The organism is Xanthobacter pollutisoli (assembly GCF_040044995.1).
In the GTDB taxonomy this organism is placed as follows: domain Bacteria; phylum Pseudomonadota; class Alphaproteobacteria; order Rhizobiales; family Xanthobacteraceae; genus Xanthobacter.
In genome coordinates this window covers 80,106-105,694 of the sequence record NZ_JBDZDP010000014.1, presented here as the reverse complement: position 1 = coordinate 105,694, position 25,589 = coordinate 80,106, and the positions used below count along the sequence as shown (strand labels likewise).

Sequence of the window (25,589 nt, the reverse complement as noted above, 5' to 3'; positions counted from 1 at the left end):
TGTCCTGGAGGAAGACATGCCCGTCGTTTCAGTCGTGATGCCCGTCTACAATGTAGAAGCCTATGTCGCGGATGCGATCCGCTCGGTGCTGGCGCAAACGTTCACGGATTTCGAGCTGATCGTGGTCGACGACGGATCGACCGACGCCAGCGCCGCCATCATCGCCGGCTTCGACGATCTGCGCCTGCGGGTGATCCGGCAGACCAATCGCGGCCTCGCCGGCGCGCGCAACACCGGCATCCGCGCTGCCGCCGGCCGCTACATCGCGCTGCTCGATTCCGATGACCTTTGGACGCCGGACAAGCTGGACGCGCACGTCCGCCACCTCGACCGCGCCCCCCACGTGGGCGTCAGCTATTCGCAGTCCGACTTCATCGACGACTCCGGACGCCGCCTCGGCCTGCGCCAGGCGCCCAAACTCACCGACGTCGATCTTCTCGACGTGCTGACGCGCAATCCCGTCGGCAACGGATCGGCGCCGGTTCTGCGGCGCGCTGCGCTGGACGAGATCGCCGAGCCCATCGCGCGCGACGGACGCATCGAGCCCGCCTATTTCGACGAGACCTTCCGCCAGTCGGAAGACATCGAATGCTGGGTCCGCATCGCGCTCCGCACCCAGTGGCGGTTCGCCGGCATCGGCCGGCCGCTGACGCTGTACCGCGTCAACTCCGGCGGCCTGTCGGCCAATCTCGACCGCCAGCTCGCCTCCTGGGAGCGCATGATCGCCAAGGCCGCGCGCTACGCGCCCGAGACCATCCGCCGCCACGCGCCCCTCGCCCGCGCCTACCAGTACCGTTATCTGGCGCGGCGGGCGGTCCGCATGCGCGACCGGACCAAGGCGTTGCCGCTGATGGTGGCGGCCCTCAGGAGCGATCCGGCCATTCTCTGGCAGGATCCGGGCCGGACCCTGACCACCCTCGTCGCAGCAGGGATGCTCTCGGGCATTCCCGCCGCCGTGTACGCGCGGCTGGAATCCGCCGCCATGGCCATCACCCCGACCGCCCGCGGGGCCGCATGACGCACCCAGCCTGATCCCTAACCCATAGGTTTCCCCATGGTCTCCTCATTCACGCACAGCCATCGGCGCAGGGGGGCGCAAGGCGGAGCGTCGGCCGCGCAGCATCCGGCAGCACCGAACCCCGGGCCTCGGACCGCGGCGGACGAACCGAGCGGGGTCGACGCGGGCCCGCAGGCAGACTTCCAGCGCCTCGCACAGCTCGCTGCCGAGCTGTTCCGCGCGCCCATGGCCGTCATCACCGTCACGGTGCGCGGCGAGCCGCAGGTGAAGGCGCTGGTGGGGCCGCAGGAGGCGGCCGAGGCGATACCCTTCTGGGAACACGCCGTGACGGCCGCGGGCGCGCTGATCGTGCCCGATGCGGCGCAGGCTGGGCGATCGTACAAGCTGCCGCCGGGGCCGGCGCCCGCCTCCGTCCGCTTCTTCGCCGGGCACGTGCTGCGCGCGCCGTGCGGCGAGGACATCGGCACGCTCTGCATCATGGACACCGCCCCGCGCGCTGGCGTGACGGAGACGGCGCGGCGCCAGCTCGCCGTGATCGCCCTTACGGTGATGGACCGGCTGGACCTGCTGCGGGCGCACGACATCCTCGTGGCCGGCCGAAACCAGTTCGAGAACATCGCGACGACCTCGCCCGACGCCATCATCTGCTGCTCGGCGCGGGGGCAGGTGAAATTCTGGAACAAGGCCGCGGAATCGCTCTTCGGCTACGTCGCGGCCGAGATCCGCGAGCTTTCCATCGCCTCCATCATTCCCGACGGCATGCGGCGGGCCTACCGGGCCGAATTCAATCGCCTTCTGCGGCGCGGGCCGGCGGAGCCGCCGAACCGCACCATCCAGCTTCTCGCCCGGCGCAAAGGCGGTGGCGTGTTTCCGGTGGAATTCTCGGTCTCGACGTGGGAGGAGGACGGCACGTTCTGCATTGGCGCCATCGTTCGCGACATCAGCGAGCGGCAGGCCAACGAGGAGCGCCTGCTGCAGCTGGCCTCCCACGACCCTTTGACCGGCCTGCCCAACCGCAGCACATGGCACGCCTGCGTTACCGATGTCATTGCGGGCGGCGCCCCTGCCACCGTCATGCTGCTCGACCTCGACGGGTTCAAGACCATCAACGACACCCTGGGCCACAGCGTCGGCGACGCCGTGCTGCAGGAGGTGGCCGCGCGGCTGGTGGAGACCTGCGGCTCGGTCAACATGGTGGCGCGGCTCGGTGGCGACGAGTTCGTCCTGCTCCTCACCGGCGACGACGAATGCGACGCGCAAGCCTATGCGGCGCAGCTCGTCGCTGCCCTTTCGCGGCCCTACAGGGCCACCAATGGCCGCAAGACGGTCGGCGTCAGCGTGGGCATCGCCTTCGCGCCGCAGGACGGCAGGTCCTGCGAAGAGCTGCTCAACGCCTGCGACCTCGCGTTGTTGCGCGCCAAGGCGGCGGGAAAGGGACGCCACGACTTCTTCACCCCGGACCTTCGGCAGAGGGCCAATGCCCGACGGGCCTTCGAGCACGAGCTGAGACACGCCTTTGAAAATGGCGAGTTCGAGATGTTCTATCAGCCGCAGGTGTCCACCCACGACCGGCGGCTGACCGGAGCGGAAGCGCTGATCCGCTGGAACCATCCCGAGCGCGGACTCCTTACCCCCGCTGCCTTCATCGAGGTGCTGAGCCAGAAGCCATCGGCGGATGCGGTGGGCGAATGGACAATCCGCACCGCCTGCCGACAGGCGGCGCAGTGGCGCAAGATCATCCCCAGCTTCCGGCTGGGGGTGAATCTTTTCGACGCCCAGTTCAAATCCGGCCGGCTGCTCGGCGTCGTAGAAGACGCTTTGAAGGAATGCGCCTTGGCGCCCGACGCTCTCGAGCTGGAGATCGTGGAGAACGTGCTGCTCCAGAACGACAGCAAGACCATCGACCTGCTGCACGCCCTGCGCGGGCTCGGGGTGGGCCTTGCCTTCGACGACTACGGCACCGGCTTCGCCTCGCTGAGCCTGCTGAAGACCTATCCGGTGACCCGCCTCAAGATCGACCGCTCTTTCGTGCGCAACATGGCTACCGACCGCGAGGACGCGGCCGTGGTCAAGGCGGTGCTGTTTCTGGCGGAGAATTTCGGGCTGGACGTGATCGCCGAAGGGGTGGAGCAGGAGGAGCAGTTCCGCTTCCTGCACCGTTACAACTGCCACGAGGCCCAGGGCTATCTCTTCGGCCGTCCGGTGAGCGCCAAGGACTTTGCCGCGGCGCTGCCGCCGGTTGCGCCGAGAAGCAGTACGCAAGGGGGAACTGCGCAGGGCGGCGCGCAGGAGAACGTGGGATCGCACGGAGAGCCCCCCGCCCCCAGCAGTCTGTCCTCCCCCGCCATGCGCCCGTCGGCGGCGCCGCGGCGTTTCGGGCGCGATGCATCGGGCGACCGGGCATGACCCAAAGGAGCCCTCCCCATCTCAGGGCGGTGCGCCCGGCACCGCGGGTTAAGTCCCGGCTCGCCGGCGTGCGCCTGTTGCTGGCGGAGGACAACAGCATCAACCAGGAGGTGGCGCGGCGCGTTCTGGAACTCGAGGGAGCGACCATCACGGTGGTGGGCGACGGCCGCGCGGCGGTGGAGACCATCGCGACGCACAAGGACGCATTCGACGCGGTGCTGATGGACGTCCAGATGCCGGTGATGGACGGCCACGAGGCAACCCGCCACATTCGCCTCACCCTCGGGCTGGCGACCTTGCCGGTCATCGCCCTTACGGCGGGCGACATCGAGGCAGAGCGCGGGCCCGCGGCCGCGGCGGGGATGGACGACTTCATCGCCAAGCCGTTCGACGTGGAGTTGATGGTGGCGACGCTGAGCCGCCACCTCAGCCTCGGCGTCGACGACCCCGCCCGCAAGGCCGCGTCGCCGCCCGTTGGAGCCGCACCCGCCCTACCTTCAGCGCCGATTGCTTCAGCGGTTATCCCTGGCGTCGACGTGGAGACGGGTCTGGTGCGGGTCAGCGGCGACATGCGCTTGCTGACCTCCCTTCTCGCCCACCTCGCGCGGCAGTTCTCCGACGTGGCGGAGCGGGTGCGGAACGACCTCGACGCCGGCCGCCCGGACGACGCCATGCGCCTGCTGCACGCGTTGCGCGGCGCGGCCGGCACGGTGGCGGCGACGGAGGTCTTTTCCATCGCATCGCGGGCCGAGCACGCCATCCGCGCCGGCCGGACCGCCGAGGCCGATACCGTCCTGACGCAGCTCGCCCAGGCCATGGCCGCCCTGGTCGCCGGCATCGCTTGGCACGCCGCCCCGCCCCCGGCTGCGCCCGCGGCGGAGGCGCCCGCAATGACGCCGGACGATCTGCGGGGCTTGCTGGCGGACCTCGATACGAACAACATGCGGGCGGTAGAGGCGTTCGAGCGGCTGCTGCCCCAGTTGACCTCCGCCTTCGGCGCGGATTTCGTCGCGGCGATGGCGCGCGCCATGGACGATCTCGATTTTGCGGCGGCCGGCACATCGCTGCGCGCGATCATCCGTACATGACCTTGAACGCGGTCGGCCCCAAGCAACAACGGACGCTCCGGTGAACTCCCTTTTGCCCGCACGCATCTTGATCATTGACGACGACGTCGGGACCATCCGGTGGCTGTCGGCCGCCGTTAAGGGGATGGCGGAAGTGTTCTTTGCCACCAGTGGCGATGCGGGTATCGCCATGGCGCGCAGCCGGGCGCCCGACCTGATCCTGCTCGATGCCGAGATGCCGGATCTCGACGGCTTCGCCGTCTGCCGCATCCTGAAATCCGATCCCGCCTTTTCCGACGTGCCCATCATCTTCGTGACGGCCCATTCGGATCCGCACATCGAGGAGGCGGCGCTGGATCTGGGCGCGGTGGACTTCATCACCAAGCCATCGAGCGCCGCCATCGTGAAAGCACGCGTGCGGAGCCACCTCGCCCTCAAGCAGAAGACGGACGAGCTGCGGCGGCTTGCCACCGTCGATCCCCTGACCGGGGCGTCCAACCGGCGCGCCATGGACGCCTGCCTGAGCACGGAATGGCGCCGCGCCTGCCGCTCCAGGTCCAATCTCGCGCTGATCCTGGTGGACGTGGACCATTTCAAGCGCTTCAACGACCATTACGGTCACCAGGCGGGCGACGAATGCCTGCGCGCCACCGCCGCCGCCCTCATGCGGACCGTGCGCCGCCCCGGCGAGATGGTCGCCCGGTACGGCGGCGAGGAATTCGCCGTCATCCTGCCCGACTGCGACGAGGCGAACGCGCTAAGGATGGCGGAGCGCCTGCGCCAGGCGGTCATCGCGCTCCACATTCCCCATGCCGGGTCCGAGACCGAACCCCGGGTGACGGTGAGCCTGGGCATCGCCGGCGGCCCCTCGGACTGGGGCCAGATCGTGTTTACCTCTGTGGGCGAGAGCGAGCCCGAGGGCGATATCGCCATGTCGAAACGTGGCCCCGAGCAATTGATCGCCGCCGCCGACCTCGCCCTTTACGCGGCCAAGCGGCAAGGCCGCAATCAGGCGGCGCTGCGCCGCTGGAGCGACCGCTCGGCCGAGAAGGCGCCGCTTCAGTTCAGCCAGGCGAAGAAATAGCCAAGCTCGGCGGCTCCGATCGGCGTCTCGTCCTGCCACCGGCGCTGCGGGTGGCATGGATGATGCTGTGGTCTGGTGGACGCCCGCGCGCGCCGGTCACGCCGAAAGATCTCGGGTGGTATTGGGCGCCGCGCGACGCCGCAATCAGGGACCATTGCGAGGACGTTCCGTCATGGGCAAGGGTGATACAGTGCTGGTGTTCTCGGTGGCGCTGAACCACTACGAACACATCTATGATCGCAATATTGCGAGCCACCGTGCCTATGCGCAGCGTCTCGGCTACGAATATGTGTGCGTGTCCCGCCCGGCCTGGACGACTGTCACCGAGGCGGTCTGGCTCAAGATCGAGCTGATGCGTGCCGCGCTCGCAAAAGGCTACGGCTGGGTCCTATTTGTAGACGCAGATTGCGAATTGCGACCCGGCGCGCCCCCCGTTTCGCAGGTCGGTGTCCCGGGCCGGTCGGTCTATCTCGCCGCCGGCTTTTCCGGGAACGTCAATTCCGGAGTCATCATCGCCCGCAACGACGACGCCTCGCGCGCCTTCTTCGACCGGGTGATGGCGCTCGCGCCCGCCCCCGTCCCCGAGATGGACTGGGGCGAGAACGGCCACGTCATCCATGTGGCGAAGCAGGCCGCGGCGGTGGCAATCCTCGATCGGCGCTGGAACAACAATGCCGATCCCGCCCTCGACGATTTCGTGCGGCACTACAGCGCCGGCGGCCCCATGCGGCCGCTCTACCGCATGGGCGCGTCTGCCCGCGCAATCCAGTACGCCGTCCGCGCGCGCCTGAAGCTCTTGAAGCTCGCCAACCGCCATATGATCGCCCGCGCCGAGATCCCCGCCCGCATGGCGGCCTTGGCCCGCCGGTGCGGCCAGTTCTACCCGCAGTTCCGGAGCGCCTGAGATGACCGCCTCGCCCCAGATCTCCATCGTCATCCCTTGCTACAATGCGGCCGAGACCATCGCCGAGACCCTCGCCTCGGCCTGCGCCCAGACGCTGACAGACACGGAGATCGTGGTCGTCGACGACGGCTCCACCGACGCGAGCGCCGCCATCGTCGCCCGCGCTGCGGAACGCGACGGCCGCATCCGCCTCGTGCGGCAGGAGAATGGCGGGGTGGCGCGGGCGCGCAATGTGGGCGTCGTCCATGCCCGCGCGCGCATCATCGCCTTTCTCGACGCCGACGATCTGTGGGCGCCCAATGCCCTCGCCCAGCATCTGTCGCACATCATGATCCGGCCCGGCCTCGGCGTGAGCTTCGCGCGCGTCCGCTTCATGCGCCGCGACGGCACGGACACCTCCACCATTTCCTCCGGCGCCATCCGGGACGTGTCCGCCGAGCGCTTCCTGTTCGAGAACCCCACCGCCACCACCTCCACCTGGGTGGTGCTGCGCCGGGCTTTCGAGGACGCGGGTGGTTTCGACGAGACCATGCGCCACGCGGAAGACCAGGAATTCCTGTTCCGCCTTCTGACGCGCACCGCGTGGAAGGTTTCGGGACTCGACACCGTGCTGGTGCGCTATCGCGCCAGCGGCGGCGGCCTGTCGTCCGATCTTGCCCGGATGGAGGAGGGCTGGTGCGACCTCATGCGCCGCGCCAAGGCGCTGGCGCCGCAGCTGGTGGACGCCCACGGGGCACGCGCCCGCGCGGTGATGATGCGCTATCTCGCCCGCCGCGCGGTGCGCCTGCGGGGCGGCATCGTCCCCGCCTTCGCCTATATGGGCCGCAGCATCCAGGCCGACTGGCGCCTCGCCTTCGCCGAGCCGCGGCGCACGCTGCTGACCTTCGCCGGGGTGTGCGCCTATCCCCTCATGCCTGCCGAAGCCACGCGCGGCGGCTGAGACGACGACCGACGCGGGCGCGACACGCGCCCGCTTTTCCTCCCCAGGCGGGACAAGCCATGAACGATCTTTCCTTTTCCCCCCGCGCGCACTGGCGCGCCACGCGGGTGACGATGCAGCGCAACCTCGCCGCCGCCCCCCGCCCGCTTGCGGAACGTGCTGTGAAGGCGGGCCTTCGGCTGGCCGGGGCGCTGCTGCGCTGGCGGCCGCTGGAGGCCATGCTGGAGGAACGCGCCTGGCGGCCGCGCCTCGAAACCATTGAATTGCGCATGCCGGGCCTACCCGCCGGCTTCGACGGGTTGCGCATCCTGCACGTCTCCGACACCCATCTGGGTAGCCGCCACCACCGGCTCGCCGGGCGCATCCGCGACCTTCTCGACGGCGTCTCGGCCGATCTCGTGACCTTCACCGGCGACGCCAATTGCGACGCGCTGGAAAGCCCGCCGGAAATCGGCGCCCAGTGGCTCGCCCACGCCCTCAGCGGCGTGCAGGCGCCGCTCGGCACCTTCGCCGTGCTGGGCAACCATGACCCGGCCGGCATGGTGGAGGCGCTGGAGGCCTGGGGCATCCGCGTGCTGGCGAATGAGCATGCGATCGTCCGCCGCGGGGGCGACGCCATCTGCATCGCGGGTACCGACGATCCGCACGCCTTCTGGACGCCCGGCGCGGACGCCACCCTGGCCCATGCGCCGAAGGACTTCTATCGCATCGCGCTCATCCATTCGGCCGCCTGCCGGGAGGCCGCGGCGCGCGAGGGCTTTCAGCTCTATCTGTGCGGTCACACGCACGGCGGGCAGATCTGCCTGCGGCCCGGCCGGCCGCTGCTCGCACTTTTCGGCACCGCGCTCGGCTTCGCCTCCGGGGTGTGGCGGGAAGGGCGCATGATTGGACATACCTCCCGGGGCCTCGGGACCTCCAGCCTGCCGGTTCGCATCCAATGCCCACCCGCTGCGACCCTGATCGTGCTGCGCGCCGGACCGGCATCGGCGGGAGCGGCGGCATTCCCTATGGATAACCCGAACTGACAGCTCGGTAGTGCATCGGATAAAATGCAACACTTGGTCCTACTGAGTCGCGACTGGCCCGCATGGCGAATGCTTTCAAGCATCTGACAATGCTGCTGTTTTTATCAGCATGCTCCGTGCCCGGTCCGATGGTGGAACCGGGACCCGAGCTGTCGAACGCCTACATGCCGCAGAACCGTCCGCCCGGCGCGGAATGGAACGCGTGCCCGGGCTCCGGCGGCGTCGGTACGGACATGCCGGCGAGCACGGCATCCCTGCACCGCATCCCCTCCGTTCCCCTCTCCCCTGGGGACGAGGTGGACGTGCGCGTCTACAACGACACGTCCTTCACCGGCGTCTTCTCGGTGAATATGGACGGTACCCTGACGGTGCCCTACCTGAAGGATCTGAAGGTGGCCGGTCTGACCACCGACGAAGCGGAAAAGCGCTTCGCGCGGGCGCTGGTGGATGCGGGCTTCTATCCCTCCACCTCGGTGCGCGTCAGCATCAAGCCGAAGCGCTGGGCGCCGATCCAGATCAGCGTCGCCGGCGCGGTGTTCCAGCCGGGGCGCGCGCTGGTGGGCGAGCGCAAGCCAGAGATTGTCGGCGAGGACCAACTCGGCGACAGCACCCCCGGGCGGTATCTGAGCTACGCCATCAAGGGCGCCGGCGGCATCCGCCCGTATGCGGACCTGCGCCACGTCCAGTTCATCCGCGGCCAGCACACGCGCACCATCGACCTCACGGGCGTTTTCACCGGCGCGGCGGTGGACGATCCTCCTATCATCTTCGGCGACCGGGTGGTGGTGCCGAGTTCGGGCTGCATCCAGTCCAACTACATCCGGCCCTCGCAGATCACGCCGCCGGGTATCCGCGTCTTCCTCTCGAACCTCACGGTACCTGCCGCGGGCAATGCCCAGTCGGCCGTCACCACGCAGGCCACCAACGTGCCCTACGGCACGCGCCTGCTCCAGGGCGCGATCTCCGCCAATTGCGTCGGTGGCACCCGCACGGTGAATGCGGCGCGCAGCGTGGTGCTCGTCACCCGCAATCCCATCACCGGAGAGACCGAGGTGGTAGAGCGCTCCATCGAAGCGCTGGTGACGGAGAAATATCGCGATGCCGTGAACCCCTATCTCATGCCGGGGGACGGCCTCGCCTGCTATGATTCCGCGGTGACGAACGGCCGCCAGGTGGCCGGCACCATCAGCGAGATCCTGGCGACCTACGTCATCGCCCGCGGCCTGTGACGATGTCCATCCAAGCGAGCCCCTCGCCTGCAGCCCCCGCCGAAGCGCCGATCCGCCGGATGCCGGGCAGCGCCAAGCTGAACGTGCGCGACCGCATGCTCAAGGGGTTCGGCGGCAACCGCCAGCGCCGCTACCTGAAGCTTGCGGCCGCCGGGCTCGTCGTGCTCTGGCTGCCGGCGGTGCTGTTCGTCACGCTCAGCCCGCCGCAATACAAGTGCAGCTGGACCATGATCCTGCCGGCGGCGGGCGGGAATGCCAACGTCAGCCTCGACAGCATCGGCAACGCCACCTCGAGCACGCCCTCGCCCTATGGCGGCGCGACGCTGAGCCCCACCGCCAACTACAAGGCCATCGCCACCAGCGACGGCCTGCTGGATGTGGCCGCCGAGAAGATCGGCCTGACCGGGGGCGGTTTCGGCAAGCCGCAGATCAAGCTGACCGATCAGACGTCCGTCATTGATTTCAGCATCAAGGGGGAGACGCCGGAGCTGGCGCGGGCCAAGGCTGTCGCCTTCATCGATGCGCTCCAGGACCAGTTGCGCCGCCTGCGCGCGGACGAGGCCAAGAGCCGCGAGGGCGGGATCTCGGAGAACCTGCTGGTGTTCCGCCAGAAGCTGGAGGCCGCCAACGCCGCGCTTCTGGCCTTCCGCATGAACAACGACTTCATCACGGTGGAGCAGTTCAAGGATCTCGCCAAGAATCTGGAACAGCTGCGCCAGCAGCGCGCCGCCCTCATCGCCCAGCGCGAGCATCACGCCGGCGTCATCAACGCTTTGGGCAGCCAGCTCGGCGTCAGCTCCGAGCAGGCCGCCAAGGCGATGATCCTGCAGAACGATCCCCTGTTCGCCAAGCTCTACAGCCAGTGGAGCGACCTGATGGCGGAGCACGCGCGCCTCACCTCCACCATGGGCGAGCGGCACCCCAACGTTGCCATGGTGGCCGAGCAGGAAAGGAACATCCGCAAGCAGGCCGAGAGCCGCTCGAAAAAGCTCGCCGGCAACATCTCCGACGCGGTGCTGCAGCTCGTAGTGCTGGCACCCACGGATTCGCGCACCGGCCTGTTCCAGACCATGCTCTCCACCATCGCGGAGGAGCGCGGCCTCGCCTTCCAGGCCGAGCAGGTGGGCCGCGAGATCGCCAATACCGAGAAGCGCCTCGATCTCGCCGGCCAGCAGCTGGCGAAGCTCGACGATCTGACCCGCAGCCAGCAGGTGGCCGAGGCGGTCTTCAGCTCCGCCGTCGCGCGGGTGGACGTGGGCAAGTCGGACCTCTACGTCTCCTATCCGCTGCTCCAGGTGCTCCAGCCGCCGGAACTGCCGCAGAAGCCGGACCGGTTGGCCAAGCTCCTCGCCCTCGTCGGCGCGCTCGCCGGCAGCGTGATGTATCTCGGCGGGCTGGCGCTCCTGTGGGTGCGCATGCCCATCATCCGCAAGCTATCGAAGCTCCTGTGATGGCGGCGACCGCCGCACTGCTGCCGGACCGTTCGGACTTCACGCCGGAAGAGCGCATCGTCTGGTTCTGCATCTCGGCGACCTGGCTGTTCTATTTTGCCGGCGCGCTCTACATCATGGCGCCGGTGGTCGGATGGCTGCTGACGTTGCTTTTGGTGGCGCGCAAATACCTGACGCCGGAGGACGGCCCGGAACGCTCGCAGGTGGTGATGCCGTTCGGCGTCATGCTCTGGATCGCCGGCATGCTGATGATGGAGGTGGCGCTCATCATGGGCCACCTGGACTTCGCCCTGGGCGTGCCCTCGCTCATCAAGTCCAGCATCGGATGGGCCAAGGGCTGGGCGCTGCTCGCGCTGTTTCCGGCGATCGGCGCCGGCCTCTTCATCCGCCCGGCGCTTTTCTATCGCCTGAGCTGCATCGTCGGGCTGCACGTGCTCCTGCTGCTGCCGGTCTTCATCCTGGCCTTTCTGTTGCGGCTGCCCCAGCAGCTGTACGTTTCCCCGCTCCAGATCGTCGGCGGGCCAGGGCCGGAATTCTTCTCGGTCACGCTCTACAACATCGACGCCACCACGGGCGACGCGCGCTGGCGGTTCTTCACGCCCTGGGCACCCGCCGCCGGCTTCGTCGCCAACATCTACTTCGTCCTCGCCCTGCAGGAGCGCTCGCGGCGGTGGCGCTGGATCGGGCTCATCGCCTGGACCCTCGTCGCCATCCTCAGCAAGTCCCGCCTCGCCCTCGTCGTCCTGCTCCTCGCGTGGCCGCTGACGCTCCTGCTCAGCAACCTCACCCGGCCGCGCGCCGTCATCGCTCTGGGATCGGTCGTGGCCCTCGCGGGGCTGGTGGGCGGGGCGCTGATGGACCTGTTCACAACGGTCATGGATGCCTTCACGGCGGCCCGGCCGGAATCGAGCCGCGTGCGCGCGACGCTGGGCCGGATGGCGGTGGACCGGTGGCAGGGCGAAGCGCTGATCTGGGGCCACGGGGTGGTGGAGACGGGTCCCCACATCGTCGAGCGGATGCCCATCGGCTCCCATCACAGCTGGTACGGCCTGCTGTTCGTGAAGGGCATCGTCGGCTTTCTCGCCCTCGCCATACCGCTGGCCTGGACGGTGGTGGAAATGCTCGTGCGGGCACAGAAGGACCACACCGCGCGCGTAGCCCTAAGTCTTTCCATCATGCTCGTCTTTTACACCTTCGCGGAAAACCTTGAGATCCTCGCTTATCTCCTTTGGCCGGCCCTCATGTTCATCGGCATTGCCATGCGGGGCGAGCGCGTGCCGCGCGCGGCAGGTTTGCAGTGCACTCCGGCGTAGAAGGAAAGTAATATGGTAGGATCACGCCATAGCTTTGCTTGCGTCCATTTGCGGAACCCCTCGCGATCGCACAGTATCGGCCGCCCGGCGCTGCGGGCTCCGGTGGACGGGGGCCGGTGGGCATGCGTCCGGTCGGCCAGATCTTGGGCACTGCCAGGGACATGAGCAAATCGTCGCCGCACCGGGCGCTGCCGGTATTCCTTCTGGTGCTGGGGCTGGGCCTCGTCTTCAGCCTGCTGGCGGCGCACCAGACCCAGCTGCGCAACGCCGGCGTGCGCACCAAGGAGCTGACACGCGCGGCTGTCACCGCTGCCGATCTGGTGATGGAGCGCATCAATCTCTACCAGTACGGACTGCGCGGCATGCGCGGCGTCGTCCTCACGCTCGGCGCCGACAAGATCACCCGCGACGACGTCTACCGCTACGGCCTGACCCGCGACCTGGAGCTGGAGTTTCCCGGCGCCCGCGGCTTCGGCTTCATCCGCATGGTGCCGCGCGCCGACGTGGACGCCTTTCTCGCCAGCGCCCGCCGCAACACCACGCCGCAGTTCGCCATCCGCCAGATCGCCCCGCACGACGGCGACCTCTTCGTCATCGAGCTCATCGAGCCGCTCGAGACCAACCAGGCGGCGGTCGGGCTCGACATCGCCTCGGAGACGAACCGGCGCACCGCCGCGCTGGAGGCCGCCCGCACGGGACAGGTGCAGATGACGGGGCCCATCACCCTCGTCCAGGCCACCGGCCTGCCGCAGCAATCCAGCCTCATCCTGATGCCCATCTATTCCACCTTCCGCACGCCGGCGACGGAGGAGGAGCGGGTCGCTACGGCCATCGGCTGGTCCTACGCGCCCCTGACCATGCCGCAGGTGGTGGACCTGCTGCACACCGCCCGCGACAAGACCTCGCTGGAAATCTGGGACAAGACTGACCCCGACAATCCCCAGCGCATCTTTGGCGGGGCAAGCCCGATGGACCGCGGCCTCGAAATCCCGCACCAGGGCGTCACGCGCGAAGTCTTCGGCCGGCTCTGGGAGATCCGCCTCATTGCGCTGCCGGCCTTCGAGCAGAGCCTGAACCTCACCGCGCCGGGGCATGTTCTGGGCGGGGGCGTGACCGCCAGCCTGCTCCTCGCCGCGCTGGTGGGCGCCATCGCCGTCAACCGGCAGAAGGCGCGGGAACTGGCCGAGCAGCAGTCCACCTTCGCCGCCATCGTCAAGGGCGCCAACGACGCCATCATCGCCGAGACGCTGGAAGGCACTGTCACGGCCTGGAACGAGGGCGCAACCCGCATGTTCGGCTACAGCGCCCCGGCGGCGCTCGGTCAGCGGCTGGCCGACATCATCCCCGCAGACGACCGCGCCATTCTCGACGCTTCCGGGCAGCCGCAGGCCTGGAGCGGCCATTTCATCACCAAGCTGCAGAAGAACGACGGCTCCCTTCTGGATGTCTCCATCGGCGTCTCGCCGATCTTCGGCGAGAGCGGGGAGCCTATCGGCCGGGCCAGCACCATCCGCGACATCAGCCGGGAGAAGGAAGCCGAGCAGAAGATCCGCGAGCTGAACGCGACGCTCGAGCAGCAGGTGATCGAGCGCACGTCGGACCTGGAAGGCGCGCGCCGCATGCTGCGCACGGTACTGGACGCCGTGCCCTCCATGATCGGCTATTGGGACAAGAATCTCGTCAATCTGGAGGCCAACAAGGCCTATCATGACTGGTTCGGCCTGCCCCCCGGCGCGCTGCGCGGCATGCGCATGCAGGACCTTTTGACCGACGGCATCTTCGAGGAGAACGAGCCGCAGATCTCCCGCGTGCTGCGCGGCGAGACCCTGTCCTTTGAGCGGCGCATACGCCGGCCGTTCGGCAAGCCGGAGCGGCACGCCCTCATCTATTATTTGCCCGACATGGTGGATGGCGAGGTCCGGGGCCTCTACGTCGTGGTCCACGATGTCAGCGAGCTGGTGGATGCTCGGCTCAAGCTGTCCACGGCGCTTCTGGAAAACCAGGTGCTGCTCGACACAATCAACGAGCAGTTCCTCTATTCCGTCGCCGACGTGGAAGGCACGATCACCGACGTGAACGAGAAGTTCACCAAGCATTCCGGCTATCAGCGCGAGGAGATCGTCGGCCAGAATTACCGGATCCTTTCCTCCTCCACCCATCCCTCGCAGTTCTGGCAGGACATGTGGCGCACGGTGCAGGGGGGCGGCGCCTGGCACGGCGACATCCTGAACCGCACCAAGGACGGGCATCTGTGCTGGCTCAACACGGTCATCGCCCCGTTCATCGACCCCGACGGCAAGACCACGCGCTACATCGCGCTCCAGACCGACATCACGGCACGCAAGAATGCCGAGGCGGAGCTGGCGCGGCTCAACGACCTGTTGAGCAACGTGCTGCGCGCCGCGTCCGACATCTCCATCATCGCCAGCGACCCCTCGGGCGTCATCACGGTGTTCAACACCGGCGCCGAGCGCATGCTCGGCTACGCAGCCGACGAGATGGTGGGCAAGGCAACCCCCGCCGCCCTTCACCTCGCCCGGGAGATGGAGGCGCGCGGCTCCGACCTCTCAGCGAAGTACCAGCAGCCCATCGGCGGCTTCAGGATCCTCGTCCACGAGGCGGACCTCGGCGCCACCGAGACGCGGGAATGGACCTATGTCCGCAAGGACGGGACCCATCTCTCCGTCCTGCTCATGGTGACGGCCATGCGCGGCGCGCGCGGCGAGATCAACGGCTATCTCTGCGTCGCCACCGACATCACCACCGCCAAGCAGCAGATGAACGAGCTGACCACGACGCGCGACCAGCTCGTCATGGCGGCGGCGGTGGCCCGACTCGGCATCTGGACGTGGCTGATCGACGAGGATGTCATCTTCATCAACGCCGAGATGCTCGACATCTACGATCTGCCGCCGGACCATGCGCTGCAGATGTCGTATGCCGCCTGGCGCCAGCTGATCCATCCGGACGACATCGCGGCGCTGGAGGCCGACATCGGCAATGCCGCCACCCATGGCGGCAGCTTCGAGGCGGTGTTCCGCGTGCTGCACGACAGCGGCAAGGTCACCTATGTGCAGGCGCGCGGGCTCACCGACACCTCCGGCGGCGTGCGGCGCATGGTGGGCATCAACCGCGACATCACCGAGCAACGGGAGATCGAAGCAACCCTGCGGCACGCCAAGGAGGAGGCCGACGCCGCCAATGCCGCCAAGTCCACCTTCATCGCCAACATCAGCCACGAGATCCGAACGCCGATGAATGCCGTCATCGGCATGCTCCAGCTCGTCCGCCGCACGGAGCTCAGCACGCGGCAGCTGGACTATATCCAGAAGGCGCAGTCGTCCGCCTCCTCCATGCTGGTGCTGCTGAACGACGTGCTGGATTTCTCCAAAGCCAGCGCCGACATGATGCGCATCGACGCGCATGAATTTGTGCCGGAGGAGCTGTTCTACGATCTGGCTTCGGTGCTGTCGGGCAGTTCCAGCGACAAGGACGTGGAGGTCATCTTCGATATCGACCCCGACATGCCGAAAACGCTGGTTGGCGACCGGGTGAAGCTGCTCCAGATCATGGTCAACCTTGCCGGCAACGCACTGAAATTCACCGAGGCCGGGCTGGTGGAGGTGGGCGTGAACGTCATCCGGCGCGACGGGGAGGACATCTGGCTGCGGTTCTCCGTGAGTGATACCGGCATCGGCATCGACACCCAGCAGCGCGCCCGCATCTTCGAGGGGTTCGTGCAGGCCGAGGTTTCCACCAGCCGCCGCTACGGCGGCACGGGGCTCGGCCTGTTCATCTGCAAGAAGCTGGTGGAATTGATGGGCGGCGACCTGCTCCTCGACAGCGAGATCGGCCGCGGATCGCGCTTCTGGTTCGACATCCCCCTGCAACTGGGGCCGGCGGCGACGGCCGCGATCCCCGCGCCGCGGTTCCCGCCCCTGCGTGTTCTCGTGGTGGACGACACCCCGGAAGCCAGCCGGGTCATCGCGCGGAGCCTCACGCCGCGCGGCTTTGAGGTGACCTGCGCGGCCGACGCCGAAGAGGCCATCGCCCTGGTGCACGAGAGCGCGCAGGACAACCGGCCCTGGGATCTCATCCTCATGGATCTGCGCCTGCCGGGCATGGACGGGCTCACCGCGGCGGAGCGGCTGCGGGCTGATGCCGACCCGCTGGTCGCCGCCATCCCCGTGGTTCTGGTCACTGCCTTCCGCCATCGCATTCCCATGCGCGAAAGCGCCCCCGGCACCGCCGTTCTGGACGTTCTGGCCAAGCCCTTCTCGCCGCGTCAGCTGGTCGAGACCGTGGAACGCGCCATCGCCCGCTCGCCCCACGACTCCCACGCCAAGATCGCGCCCACGGCGCACCGCGGCCGGCTCGCCGGCGTCCGCCTGCTGGTGGTGGAGGACAATGCGATCAATCGCCAGGTCGCCTTCGAGCTGCTGACGCAGGAAGAGGCGGTGGTGACCCTGGCCGAGGGCGGCCTTCAGGGAGTCGCCATGGTGGTCGAATCCGGCCAGACCTTCGACGCGGTGCTGATGGACGTCCAGATGCCGGATTTCGACGGACTGGAAGCGACGCGGCGCATCCGCGCCGACCGGGCATTCGCCACCCTCCCGATCATCGCCATGACTGCCAACGTCGCCCAGGCCGACCGGACGGACTGCCGGCAGGCCGGCATGGATGCCCATGTGGGCAAGCCCCTGCATCTCGACAGCCTGATCGAGACCATCCTCCAGTTGCTCCCGCCGCGGCCGACGGACGCCGCCGCCTCCTCGCGCCCTGCCGCCGTCCCCGCCCAGATCGATCGTGCGCAGCCGGCGGACGATCCGGCCCAGGTGGAACCCATGGCGCAGGTTCTCGAACGGTTCGGCGGCGCGTCGCAGGTCTATTTCGAGATGTACGGCAGCTTCCACGACGAGATCGAGCGCCTCTCAACGGTGCTCGAAACCCAGGTCGCGCAGGGCAAGGCCATGGACGCCGCCGGCACGCTGCACACCCTCAAGGGGCTGGCGAGCACCATGGGCGCCGCAGCTCTGGCGCGGAAGGTGTCGGCGCTCGAGGCCGCCGTCCGCGCCGATCCCGCGGCAGCGATCCCCGCCCACCTCCATGCCGAGACGGGCGCGGAGCTGCGCCACATGCTGAAGGTCGCCGACACGCTCCTGCGCCAGCAGCTGGACGCCGTGGGCACCTGACCGAGGCCGCAGCGGGGGACTGCGGCGGCTGCGGCCTGGCGCGGCCGCGCGCACCGGTCGCAGGAGCCGATGGCCGATCCCACGTCGATTCGAAGGAAGATTGGAGCGGGTGAAGGGAATCGAACCCTCGTATTCAGCTTGGAAGGCTGCTGCTCTACCATTGAGCTACACCCGCATGCCGTGAGGCTTACCACGCCGCTCCGGGACGCGGAAGACCGGCCGGAGCCCGCGCAAGCCGCTGGCCGCAAGCCGTCGGCCGGCAAGCCCCGCGGCCGGACCGCGGCGCGCTGCGCCGGGCCGTGCGGCCCCTTCGACGACGGGTGGTGGAGGGGGTTGGATTCGAACCAACGTAGGCAGAGCCAACGGATTTACAGTCCGTCCCCTTTAACCACTCGGGCACCCCTCCATAACGACGCCCGTCGTCGCGGACCCACCTGCAGGGCAGGAAGGCTTCGAGCCGAACTGGTGATGCTAGGAGACACGCCAGCGGGCCGAAGGCAGCGACGAGCAAAGCTCAAACCGCCGTCCGAGGCCGGGTTTATGTGAAAGCGGCGCGCCGAAGTCAACCGGAAATCGCCGCTGCGGCCGTCGCGCGGGCGCGGCTGTGGACACACGGGCGACCCCTCGCCCCTCCCGCCGGGCTCACGGTCGGCGCCGCCTCGCCCCTTGCGCCGCGCCCCACGGTCTGACAAAGCCTCAGCATGTCCGATCGTCCGCCCCGCGAACCTCGCCGTCCCGGCGCCCGCCCGCCCTTCGCCGGCCGCGGCGGCCGCACGCCCGGCGGCCCCTTTCCGCCGCGCCGGGGGAAGGGGCAGGCCAAGGGCGGCAAGGCGCCGCCCTGGGCGGGGGCGGACGACGTGGCCCTGCTCTACGGCTGGCACACCGTGGCCGAGGCCATCGGCAACCCCAAGCGTCGGTTCCGCCGGCTGATGGCGACGGAGAACGCCATCCACCGCCTCGCCGAGGAGGGGCTGGAGCCCCCGGTCGCCCCCGAGCTGGTGCGCCCGGGCGACATCGACAAGCTGCTGGGGCCGGACGCGGTGCACCAGGGCCTCCTGGCGGAGGTGGACCACCTGCCCTCCCCGCACCTCAAGGACATCGCCAAGACCGACCTGGTGCTGGTGCTCGACCAGATCACCGACCCACACAATGTGGGCGCCATCGTGCGCTCGGCGGCGGCGTTCGGCGTGAGCGCCATCGTCACAACCGCCCGCCACAGCCCGGCGGCCACCGGCGTTCTGGCGAAGAGCGCGTCCGGCGGGCTGGAGCACGTGCCGTTCTGCCTGGTGCAGAACCTCGCCCGCGCCCTCACCGAGCTGAAGGACAACGGCATGCTGGTGGTAGGCCTCGACAGCGAGGGCCCGGCCGACCTCGAGGACACGCCGCTGCGCGCGCCCCTCGCTCTGGTGCTGGGCGCCGAGGGCAAGGGCCTGCGCCAGCTCACCCGCGAGACCTGCGACGTGCTCGCCCGAATCGACCTGCCGGGCGCCATCAAGAGCCTCAACGTCTCCAATGCCGCAGCCCTCTCCATGGGCATCGCGCGCCGGGTGATGAAGCGCGGCTGAGCCGTCGCCAAGCCCGAGAAGGGCATCAGCCCGGCTGGAGCGCAGCCATGGCGCTGCGCCGCGGCGGTTTTTTGCCCCGCACCTACGACCAATGACCAATCGTAAAGACGCCACAGACTCGCCATGGTACCGCCTCGGCGCATTATGCGCCCAGCCCTGCTGGATATCCGCACGCCTTCAAGATGCGGGACCACGGGGGAATGCCGGAGGAACGCCCCATCACCGCCGCACGCCCGTGCGCGCGGACGAGCGGCGATGCGCCCGTCACGCCCCCCTCCACGCAGGACCTGAAACGGTTCGACATCCGCCGCCGGCGGAGCCCTGAGCGATGGGAGGAAGTTTTCATGAGCAGCGTGACGACTGCGGGCGCGGCAGCCAAGCCACGGCCCATGACCCGGGAGGAGAAGAAGGTCATCTTCGCCTCGTCCCTCGGCACCGTCTTCGAGTGGTACGATTTCTACCTGTACGGTTCGCTGGCTGCCATCATCGGCGCCCAGTTCTTCTCGGCCTATCCGCCGGCGACCCGTGACATCTTCGCCCTGCTCGCCTTCGCCGCCGGCTTCCTGGTGCGCCCGTTCGGCGCCATCGTGTTCGGGCGCGTCGGCGACCTCGTCGGCCGCAAGTACACCTTCCTCGTCACCATCCTCATCATGGGCCTGTCGACCTTCATCGTCGGCATCCTGCCCAACGCCAACTCCATCGGCATCGCCGCGCCCATCATCCTGATCATCCTGCGCCTGCTTCAGGGCCTCGCCCTCGGCGGCGAGTATGGCGGCGCCGCGACCTACGTGGCGGAGCACGCCCCGCACGGCCGCCGCGGCTTCTACACCTCGTGGATCCAGACCACGGCGACGCTCGGCCTGTTCCTGTCGCTCATCATCATCCTCTTCACCCGCACCCTCACCGGTGAGGAAGCCTTCCGCGACTGGGGCTGGCGCATTCCCTTCCTGGTCTCCATCGCGCTCCTCGGCATCTCCATCTGGATCCGTCTCCAGCTGTCCGAATCGCCGACCTTCCAGAAGATGAAGGACGAGGGCACCACCTCGAAGGCGCCGCTCTCCGAGGCCTTCGGCCGCTGGTCCAACCTGAAGTTCGTGCTGCTCGCGCTGTTCGGCCTCGTCGCCGGCCAGGGCGTGGTCTGGTACACGGGCCAGTTCTATGCCCTGTTCTTCCTGCAATCGATCCTCAAGGTCGACGGCTACACCTCCAACCTGCTGATCGCCTGGTCGCTGGTGTTCGGCACCGGCTTCTTCGTGTTCTTCGGCTGGCTGTCCGACAAGATCGGCCGCAAGCCCATCATCCTCGCCGGCTGCCTCATCGCCGCCGCGAGCTACTTCCCGCTGTTCAACATGATCACCTCCTACGCCAACCCGGCGCTGGAAAAGGCGATCCAGAACGTGAGGGTGGTGGTGGTCTCCGACCCGGCCAATTGCGGCAGCCTGTTCAACCCGGTGGGCACCCGCGTCTACACCCAGCCGTGCGACGTCGCCCGCGACTTCCTGGCGAAGTCCTCGGTGAAGTACACGTCCGAGGCCGGGCCGGCCGGTTCCCCGGTGCAGCTGAAGGTGAACGACACCGTCGTGCCCTTCTCGCCCGACTTCAGCAAGGCGGCTACCGCCGCGCTGCAGGCGGCGGGCTATCCCAACGCGGCGACGAACAAGGACGTCATCAAGATGGCGCACCCGTTCGACATCTTCCAGCCGCGCATCGCGGCCGTGATCGGGCTGCTCTTCATCCTCGTCCTGTTCGTGACGATGGTGTACGGCCCCATCGCGGCGGCGCTGGTGGAGCTGTTCCCGGCCAGCATCCGCTACACCTCCATGTCGCTGCCCTACCACATCGGCAACGGCTGGTTCGGCGGCCTGCTGCCGGCCACCGCCTTCGCCATGGTGGCGGCCACCGGCGACATCTACTACGGCCTCTGGTACCCGATCGTGATCGCCCTGATGACCTTCGTCATCGGCCTTCTGTTCGTGCCCGAGACCAAGGACCGCAATATCGACCACTGGCACTGACGGCCCCCGCGGCACCGCCGCGCCGGTCTTCTGGCCCGACGAATGCGAACGGCCCCGCCCCAGGCGGGGCCGTTTTCATTTCGCCGCCGGCCGCAGTGCTTGTCGGTGCCCCGCGCCGCTGGTAGACGGAAAGCGTCCATGCGAGGCGCACGGAGCCGGTTTAGCTCAGCGGTAGAGCAGCGGTTTTGTAAACCGAAGGTCGGGGGTTCGATCCCCTCAACCGGCACCAGTCAATATATTGATATATAATAGAAAAAGCTCTGATTGCGAGACATTGAAGTCGGATAGTTGGCCTTGTGTCGCCACCGTGTCGCCACCGAACGGCCATTCGTGGTGGCGGACGCGCCTCTATCGTGCAATCCACACACAATCGATCTGCTATCCCCCGCTGGGATAGCTATCGGTTCTGTTCGCGCCGGAGGAGCTCCGCGAGCCTCGGATCTCCGCACACCTCAGGCCTTGCGCTAAGCGCGTCGAGAGTGCGCCGCGTTTGGTACGGCCACAGCCATGGATCATCCGGAAGGGCCTTCCACAGGAGGTCGAGAAGCTGGAGGGGGTGTCTGTTGGCAATACCCTGCTCAACGTCGATGAACGGGCCCATATGCAGCGAGCCGCCGGCGATCGGACCGAGCAGCGGAAGGGTTAGTCTGACGATCTCCGGGAATCGGTCCGGCACCCCCAGGGCGAGGTTCACGAGCCTGGCGGAGGTGCGTGGGGTGCGGATGGCCCGCTGGCGTGGCCATACGTTCGTCAGGAACGGAACAATCCGTTCGCCCCATTTGGAGCTTGGATCTTTGGACCACTCTTCCAGATACCATAGCATCTGGGTCCGAAGGTCGTCCTCCGCGTGTATCAGGACCTCGCGCAGTTCGACGTCCGGAATGAGCGCGTCGTTCGCCGCCGATTCGTCGCTGCCGGCCCATCCTAACAGCAGCATGCCCGCCAACTTGTTAGCGCGCTCCCTTCGGTTGGCGCCGGACTCCGCGAGCGAGATGAACGCCGGCTTCAGTCTTTTGTATAGCGGGAACTGCGGCGCCCCGGCGGCCCAAAAGTAGCCGTCCCAGAAGGCCTGCGCATCGGGACCCTCGCCATCCGCCACGGCGAGCAGGCGGCTCTCCGACCACTCTGGATCGATGTAGTAGAGCCAGTTGAGGTGAAACGAAATCATCGCTATCGCGTGCCGGCGGGAGTCGCCGGGGAGCGCCAGAAGTTGGTCGAGCCGTTGCTTCCATTCCTGCGGGAGGCACTGCCCCCCCTTCAGATCAGCCTTCGTCGTGTCCTTGAACAGTGCGTCGACAAGACGGCCAGATGGCTGGTTGAGGCCATCGTCGACCCAGCTCCGATCGGGTCGCCTGAAGCGCCCCTTCGGAGGATGGGCGGCCAGCGCCGAGGTAAGGGTGTCCCATACTGTCTGGAACGTCTTGGGCTGCTGTACGATGAGCGCCTCCGCCCGGTCGCTCATCCACTCGCTGAGGGGGTGCCGGAGCTTCGCCACATGCTCCAGCGCTAGCCGCGCGAGTCTCGCCGCGATGGCTTGGAGGAGCCTCTTCTTGACCGCAACCTTACTCGTCGCATGAAGGAGTGCGGCCCACTCATGTTCTGGAAACTCGCCCTTGCGGGCTGCGTCGGTCAGGACCGCGAGTGCGAAGGCTGGACGCTTCTCCGCGAGTCCAAGGAATGGTCGACGGTTGACGAAGGTCTCGAAGTCGCGGCCAGCCGCATCTCTGGCGCTGGCGAGGACACGGTCGATAGGCAGTCCCTCGATCTTTGTGGGGTCGGTATCGGTTGACACGCTCCTGACCCTGCCAACGTGCGGCTGGGCGGTGCTGTTCGCAAACCTAGGTTCCCAATCGATCGCGATCTGCCGGATCGCCGTCATCTCCACTTCAAGGTCGAATCCGAACTCCACGCCCCGATTGCTAAGCCACTGGAGCCGGTTGAGACGGCAGTGCGCGTTTAATATCGCGAGGTCGTCGCGCGACTCTGGCCACGGGAAGGAGCCTGTCAGCAACCGCTGTTCTAGCCGTTCACGATCGGCCTCGCTCATCTCGGACCACCGGTCACGGATGGCATGCAGCAGGTCGCGCTCCTGCTGGTCGGTCCAGAACGTCTCCTCGTCGAGCGAGAGGAAGACGGCGGCCGCCTGACCCGGGTCGAGGAGCGCGGGCTGACCCGCCGCCCAGATGCGCAGGCGGCTGAACACTTGGTTGTTGTTCAAGGGCCAGCGGTCGAACTCGGCCTTGGCCGCAACCGGATCGGCCTTTGCAAGCCTGGTCATCATGTTGACGAAGGTGGCGAGGAGGCCGGTCATTCGGAAGCCGTCCTCGTCAGGCTGCTCCCCGTCCTCGGGCCATGTCGTGTCGAAGTAAACGCTGTTGCGTCGCCCGATTTCCCCCTCAAGCGTGATCGCGTGCTCAATATGCCTTCGAAGGAGAGCGAGAGCGTAGGGGAGGTGCTCCGGCGGGATAACTAGCGGCTCATGAGGGCGCGGATACTCCACGTCCAATCGCAGGATATTCTCCGTCTGGACATCTTCCTGGCCTGGTGCAAGCCATGTTCCGATGGAAGGCTCGACGACGAGCAGGGGCCGATACATGTCGATCGTCGCCCTGACCGTCTCGGTTGACCAGCCCGACTGCCCAACAATCGCCTCCAACTCGTACCGGCGTCTGTTGGGGTCGGGCCGCTCCTCGCGCCATGCCGCGATGAGCATGTACCAAGCCTTAGCGATGCCGGCGGGAAATCGATCCGTCTTATGGCGCAGCTCCCACTCGAGCAGCCCCACGATGTCCGGGTGCAGGTTGTCCTGCTGTGCGGCCCACCAGATCGCCGCAGGCTGATGGGCTACTCGCACCAGATAGCTGCCGAGGTGCCAAAGTCGCGTCGGCAGCTTCGAGGCCGTGGCCGCGCTCGAGCCCCGCAGACGGCCGGTCGCTTCAGAGGACAGGCGCTCGCGGTCCGCGTCAGTCGATGCGAACAAGTCCAACGCGTCATTCGGCACCTCGCGGCGCGTAAAGCGGTTGTCCGGATCTGTCGGCAGAGGAGGACTGTCCGAGTCGAGTCCGAGCGCGTTAAACGGGTCGACCCGCTCGCTCGTGTCCTCGTGTGTCTCAATGGGGCCAGGCGGGGCGTAGCGCATTTTCGGGTCGAAAACGCCCAGCCACTCGGCCGGAAGAAGGTTGCCCTTACCGGCGAGGCGCCGCGCTCCGTCACGCGTTGCAGCCAGATGGGCGACGATTCCGCGCTCGTGAGGGAGAAGGGCAGCCGGCCCGTCGGCAGCCATGGCTATCACGCGCTCATGCCAGGCCTCCACATCCCTTGCGCGCGCGGCCCAGGCACGAAGCGTCTCCCAGAGCGCCGCGTGCCTATTGGCACTGTTGTAGGGGATCGGCTGAACACCCTTGTGCTTCCACTGTGCCGCCGCTTGGTCGACGCTGCCCGCTTGAAACGCGTAGAGGTCGTTGCGCGGTTCGTCGCTTCGGCTCAGCGCTTCGAGAAGATACTGGACCGGTGGATCGTCGGCCGAATATCCGACGAAGACGATCTTGAATCGCTGGAGGAGCGCCTGGATGTAACGCGTCGCCCAGCCGTCGGCGAGATAGGCGCGTCCGAAGTCCGCACTCGAGAGGACAAACTCGTCGTCGCATGCGCGTTGGTAGTCAGCATCCACGCGGCCGTGAATATGGATGACGCCCCTGAAGTCCTTCAGTCGTCGGGGATCCGGTAGATGCGGCGGATTGGACGAACTGATTCCGTGATCGCAGTCCTCGAAGAGCCGGTCGAAGTTGGTGGTAATCAACCTGACCACGCCGCTTGCGTCGCGCGACAAGTCGAGCAGAACGCGGTGCGCGCCTAGTCCGTGGTCTCTCGGCGGCATGAGGGCCGTGGCCACCGCCTCGCGGACCTCCTCGGGATAGAACTCCTGCTCAAGCAGGCCGAAGATACGATCGGTAGCGACGACTCCCGTGATCCCGGTGACATTCTCGAAGTCTTGGCTTGCGTCGAAAAGGCGCCGGGCGGGGCTATCCAGCGCCGAGCCGAGCGAAGACAGCACCCTGCCGGCGAGAGCGGCGAAGTTGGGCAGGTGGGCCTCGGCCTGCGAGACTCCCGCGCCGCAGAAGAAGAGCACCTGTCCCGCGTCGCGGGCGGTCAGCAGTTCGTCGGGGATCACGGGGCCGTCAGCAATGAATCTCATAGCTGTACTTTAAGGGGCAATCGAGGTGGGCGAGAAGCTCCCCTGCGAAGGAGGCAGGAGAGCCGCTTGGGCATGTCCACCATTGCAGGGAATGCATTGGATGAGCTGGGGCGACAGACTATTTCCGCATCGGCCGGCGTTGAGTTAAAAGTGGACCGTCCGATTGCAGATACACGTCATTAACT

Annotated in this window: 14 protein-coding genes and 3 tRNA genes; 14 read left to right on the top strand and 3 right to left on the bottom strand. The window is 67.7% G+C overall.

What is annotated here, in order from left to right; genetic code table 11:
- The first annotated feature begins 16 nt into the window (after positions 1-16).
- The 11 genes from ABLE93_RS20785 to ABLE93_RS20735 all read left to right on the top strand — a co-directional run bounded on the left by ABLE93_RS20785 (position 17) and on the right by ABLE93_RS20735 (position 17,629).
- On the top strand, positions 17-1,018 hold the full coding sequence (locus ABLE93_RS20785) for a glycosyltransferase family 2 protein (RefSeq protein WP_348841737.1): 1,002 nt from the start codon (positions 17-19) through the stop codon (positions 1,016-1,018).
- 225 nt (positions 1,019-1,243) lie between these two features.
- Positions 1,244-3,424, top strand: a complete 2,181-nt coding sequence (locus tag ABLE93_RS20780; protein ID WP_348841736.1) for a putative bifunctional diguanylate cyclase/phosphodiesterase — start codon at positions 1,244-1,246, stop codon at positions 3,422-3,424.
- The gene (locus ABLE93_RS20775; RefSeq protein WP_348841735.1) at positions 3,421-4,512 is read left to right on the top strand and encodes a response regulator; all 1,092 of its coding nucleotides are present in this window, start codon (positions 3,421-3,423) and stop codon (positions 4,510-4,512) included. Before ABLE93_RS20780 ends, ABLE93_RS20775 begins: the two co-directional genes overlap by 4 nt.
- A gap of 40 nt (positions 4,513-4,552) precedes the next feature.
- Positions 4,553-5,575, top strand: a complete 1,023-nt coding sequence (locus ABLE93_RS20770) for a GGDEF domain-containing protein (RefSeq protein WP_348841734.1) — start codon at positions 4,553-4,555, stop codon at positions 5,573-5,575.
- Between the two features lie 172 nt (positions 5,576-5,747).
- Positions 5,748-6,479 (top strand): hypothetical protein, encoded by a 732-nt coding sequence (locus ABLE93_RS20765; protein ID WP_348841733.1) that lies wholly within the window; start codon positions 5,748-5,750, stop codon positions 6,477-6,479.
- A gap of 1 nt (position 6,480) precedes the next feature.
- Complete coding sequence (locus ABLE93_RS20760) at positions 6,481-7,419, top strand: glycosyltransferase family 2 protein (RefSeq protein ID WP_348841732.1); 939 nt, start codon at positions 6,481-6,483, stop codon at positions 7,417-7,419.
- A gap of 59 nt (positions 7,420-7,478) precedes the next feature.
- Positions 7,479-8,444, top strand: a complete 966-nt coding sequence (locus tag ABLE93_RS20755; RefSeq protein ID WP_348841731.1) for a metallophosphoesterase — start codon at positions 7,479-7,481, stop codon at positions 8,442-8,444.
- Positions 8,445-8,560: 116 nt separating this feature from the next.
- Positions 8,561-9,673 (top strand): polysaccharide biosynthesis/export family protein, encoded by a 1,113-nt coding sequence (locus ABLE93_RS20750; protein ID WP_348841730.1) that lies wholly within the window; start codon positions 8,561-8,563, stop codon positions 9,671-9,673.
- A gap of 2 nt (positions 9,674-9,675) precedes the next feature.
- Complete coding sequence (locus ABLE93_RS20745) at positions 9,676-11,124, top strand: GumC family protein (protein ID WP_348841729.1); 1,449 nt, start codon at positions 9,676-9,678, stop codon at positions 11,122-11,124.
- On the top strand, positions 11,124-12,437 hold the full coding sequence (locus ABLE93_RS20740; RefSeq protein ID WP_348841728.1) for a hypothetical protein: 1,314 nt from the start codon (positions 11,124-11,126) through the stop codon (positions 12,435-12,437). Before ABLE93_RS20745 ends, ABLE93_RS20740 begins: the two co-directional genes overlap by 1 nt.
- 161 nt (positions 12,438-12,598) lie before the next feature.
- The gene (locus ABLE93_RS20735) at positions 12,599-17,629 is read left to right on the top strand and encodes a PAS domain S-box protein (RefSeq protein ID WP_348841727.1); all 5,031 of its coding nucleotides are present in this window, start codon (positions 12,599-12,601) and stop codon (positions 17,627-17,629) included.
- Positions 17,630-17,730: 101 nt separating this feature from the next.
- Here ABLE93_RS20735 and ABLE93_RS20730 read toward each other — a convergent pair.
- Positions 17,731-17,804, bottom strand: a tRNA-Gly gene (locus ABLE93_RS20730).
- A gap of 146 nt (positions 17,805-17,950) precedes the next feature.
- Positions 17,951-18,035: transfer RNA gene (locus ABLE93_RS20725), tRNA-Tyr, on the bottom strand.
- Between the two features lie 295 nt (positions 18,036-18,330).
- On the opposite strand from ABLE93_RS20725, the gene rlmB reads away from it, so the two are divergent.
- From rlmB to ABLE93_RS20710, 3 genes are all read left to right on the top strand, one after another.
- A complete protein-coding gene (gene rlmB / locus ABLE93_RS20720) occupies positions 18,331-19,194 on the top strand; it encodes a 23S rRNA (guanosine(2251)-2'-O)-methyltransferase RlmB (RefSeq protein ID WP_348841726.1) in 864 nt (287 codons plus the stop codon).
- Positions 19,195-19,538: 344 nt separating this feature from the next.
- Positions 19,539-21,209: an MFS transporter gene (locus tag ABLE93_RS20715; RefSeq protein WP_348841725.1), complete on the top strand. Its 1,671-nt coding sequence runs from the start codon at positions 19,539-19,541 to the stop codon at positions 21,207-21,209.
- Between the two features lie 154 nt (positions 21,210-21,363).
- Positions 21,364-21,438, top strand: a tRNA-Thr gene (locus tag ABLE93_RS20710).
- A 168-nt stretch (positions 21,439-21,606) separates the two neighbouring features.
- On the opposite strand, the gene ABLE93_RS20705 is transcribed toward ABLE93_RS20710, so the two are convergent.
- Complete coding sequence (locus ABLE93_RS20705; RefSeq protein ID WP_348841724.1) at positions 21,607-25,380, bottom strand: SIR2 family protein; 3,774 nt, start codon at positions 25,378-25,380, stop codon at positions 21,607-21,609.
- Positions 25,381-25,589: the final 209 nt, after the last annotated feature.